The organism is Variovorax sp. 20P10.2.4 (assembly GCF_058244205.1).
Map to the genome: position 1 here is coordinate 1 of NZ_JBZAYE010000827.1, position 2734 is coordinate 2734.

Consider the following 2734-nt stretch of genomic DNA (forward strand, 5'->3'; position numbering starts at 1 on the left):
TCGACAGCAGCGCCACCAGCGCGAGCGCGAGGTAGGCGCCCGCGAAGGGCACGGCGAACATCTGGCGCGTGGCGGCCGCGAGGTTCGGGCCGGCCACCGCGCCGATCAGCCCGCCGGCCATCACCAGCGAGACCGCTTTCTCGCGCCAGTCGGGCGCGGCGAGCTCGGCGGCCGCGAAACGGTAGAGCCCCGCGTTGGCGTTGTAGTAGCCCGCGACCACGGTCGCGCAGCACAGCAGCCAGAAGTCCTTCGAGAACGCCGCATAGGCGCACAGCAGCGCCGAGCCCAGCGCCACGGCCAGGCCGATCTGGAACGCGCCGCGCCGGCCGAACCGGCGCTGGCTGCGCACCACCAGCCCGGTGGCGAGCGCGCTGCCGACCACATAGCCCATCACCGGCAGCGTCGCCATCCAGCCGCGCGGCGCGATCGCGAGGCCGACCAAGCCGTTGATCGCGATGAAGGTGACGTTGTTGGTCAGGAACAGGCCCTGGCAGATGGCGAGCAGCCAGAGGTTGCGATTCATGGGGGAGGAAGCGGCACGGGGGTTGCGGGCAATGGGAGAGCCCGCGGTTCTACGCGAACTGTCCGGGCTGCGCCAGCGGGCCAAAAAAAAGCGCCCTCGCGGGCGCCGAATCCTTGATCCGCTTCTTGCAATTCAGGACTGCCGGCCTTGCAGCAGGCCGCTGAGCGAACCCAGCAGATCTTCGTGGTTGCCGAGCCCCTGCTCGGGCACCTTGCCGTGCGGCGTGAGCTGATCGATCAGGGCCGGCAGCATGGTGGCGAGCATCGGCAGCAGGGTCTGCGCATTGATGCCGAGCTTCGAGGCGATGTTGGCGATGGTGTCGCCGCCCAGCGCGTCCTGCAGCTGGCCGCCCGAGACCGGCAGGTTCTCACCCTTGCCGACCCACGAGCCGATGACGTCGCCGAGGCCCGCCTGCTCGAATTTGGAAACCAGGCCGCCGAGGCCGCCTGCACCGCCGTTGTTGGCGAGCAGGCCGCCCAGCGCGCCAGCCAAGCCTCCCAGATCGCCCAAGCCGCCGAGTCCTCCGCTTTGGGGCTGCTGCTGTTGCGCAGCGCCTCCGAGCACCTGACCGAGTACCGAGTCGAGCAATCCCATGGCTTTTTCCTTGGTGTGTGACAGAACCGCGGGATTTTCCCAGGCGGTGGAATGTTGCCGAAATCTTGCTTGCTGACTTTCGGCTTACAACGTGACAAATTACTTGGTACGTGCCGCGCGTTTGGGCAGCAGGGCCGGACTCACGCCCGGAACGCCGACCAGGCCGAGCACGGTGACCAGCGAATTCTGCGCGCCTTTCCATCCATCTGTCACGTCGATCCACTCGTTGGTCGAATGGGATCCGCCCGACTTGCCGCCGCCGCCGATGATGATCGCGGGGATGCCCAGCGAGATCGGCACGTTGGCGTCGGTGCTGCCGCCGCGCAGCAGCGTCTTGTGGCCGAAGGCGCTGTTCGAGCGCACCGCGGCCTCCACGATCACCGAGTCGGTCGGCGTGCGGCCGCCGGGCCGGTCGCCGATCAGCTTGGTGCTCACGCTCAGCGTGTTCACGTTCCAGCGCTTGTTCTCCTCGGCCACGGCCTCGTCGAGCGTGGCGAGGATCTTCTTCTCGGCCTCGAGCAGCGAAGCCATGTCGTCGGAGCGGATGTCGATCGCCATGCGCGCGTCGGGCGCGATGGTGTTGACCGAGGTGCCGCCGCCGACCGTGCCGACCGTGAAGGTGGTCTTGGGAAAGCTGGGCGTGCGCACCTCGGCGATCTTGGCGATGGCGCGGCCCATGCCGTGGATCGCGCTCGGCACCTGGCCGAAGGCGCCGAAGCTGTGGCCGCCCGGGCCCTTGAAGTTCACCTCGTAGCGATGGCTCGCGGTGCCCAGCACCAGCACGTGGCCGTCGGGCGAAGGCTCGAGGCCGACCATGCCGTCGATGTCGAGGTGGTCGCGGAAGATCGCCTTCATGCCGCGCAGGTTGCCGAGCTCTTCCTCGCCGACATTGGCGACGAACAGCAGGTCGCCCTGCGTCTGGACCTTGTTCTCGTTGAGCGCCTTGAGCCAGGACAGCAGCACGGACAGGCCGCGCGTGTCGTCGGCGATGCCGGGCGCGTAGAGCTTGCCGTCGCGTTCCTTGACCTTCACGTCGGTGCCGGCCGGGAACACGGTGTCGAGATGGGCCGAGACCAGCAGCTTCGGACCGTGGCCCGTGCCCTTGCGCAGACCGACCACGTTGCCTTCGGCGTCGATGCGCGCATCCGACAGGCCGAGGGCCTTCATGCGCGCGAGGAAGGCCTCGGCGCGCTTCTGTTCCTTGAACGGCGGCGCCTCGATCTCGGTCAGCAGCCGCAGGTCTTCCACCGAGCGCTCGTGGTCGGCCTTCACCGCGTCGAGCAGCTTCTGGATCGCGGGCGCGGCCATCAGCTGCGTGTAGGCCCGATCGACCTCGGGGCTCACCTGCGCCGGCGTGGGCGCCACCGGCGCGCTCTGCGCCTTGGCGAGCTGGACGGTGCCGAAAGCCGCCAGTGCGACGGCGAAGGTCAGCGGGGCGAGCCGGGGCGCGCGAAGCGGTCGATGCATGGGCGAAAGATCCTTTGGAAAACGATGCAATGGAACGTGGAGTCCCATTGTTCCGAAAGGCCCGCGCTCGCGCGTCGCGGAAAACACCCAGGAGGATGCGGGGCCGGTTCAGGCGAGGCGCACGAGCGCCGCGAGCGCGGCAGTCTCGGC

Annotated in this window: 2 protein-coding genes and 1 pseudogene; all 3 read right to left on the bottom strand. The window is 68.7% G+C overall.

All coding sequences use genetic code 11. The annotated features are described in order from the left end of the window. Positions 1-523 (bottom strand): annotated as a pseudogene (locus AC27VN_RS38170) (MFS transporter); the annotation flags it as partial. Positions 524-655: 132 nt separating this feature from the next. Further along, positions 656-1117 (bottom strand): YidB family protein, encoded by a 462-nt coding sequence (locus AC27VN_RS38175; RefSeq protein WP_093343565.1) that lies wholly within the window; start codon positions 1115-1117, stop codon positions 656-658. Positions 1118-1216: 99 nt separating this feature from the next. Then, positions 1217-2584 (bottom strand): M20/M25/M40 family metallo-hydrolase, encoded by a 1368-nt coding sequence (locus AC27VN_RS38180; protein ID WP_490880027.1) that lies wholly within the window; start codon positions 2582-2584, stop codon positions 1217-1219. Between the last annotated feature and the right edge of the window lie 150 nt (positions 2585-2734).

Bases quoted from the DNA above. Each gene is read 5' to 3' on its own strand.
- AC27VN_RS38180 (WP_490880027.1), bottom strand. From the start codon at position 2,584: ATGCATCGACCGCTTCGCGCGCCCCGGCTCGCCCCGCTGACCTTCGCC.
- AC27VN_RS38175 (WP_093343565.1), bottom strand. From the start codon at position 1,117: ATGGGATTGCTCGACTCGGTACTCGGTCAGGTGCTCGGAGGCGCTGCG.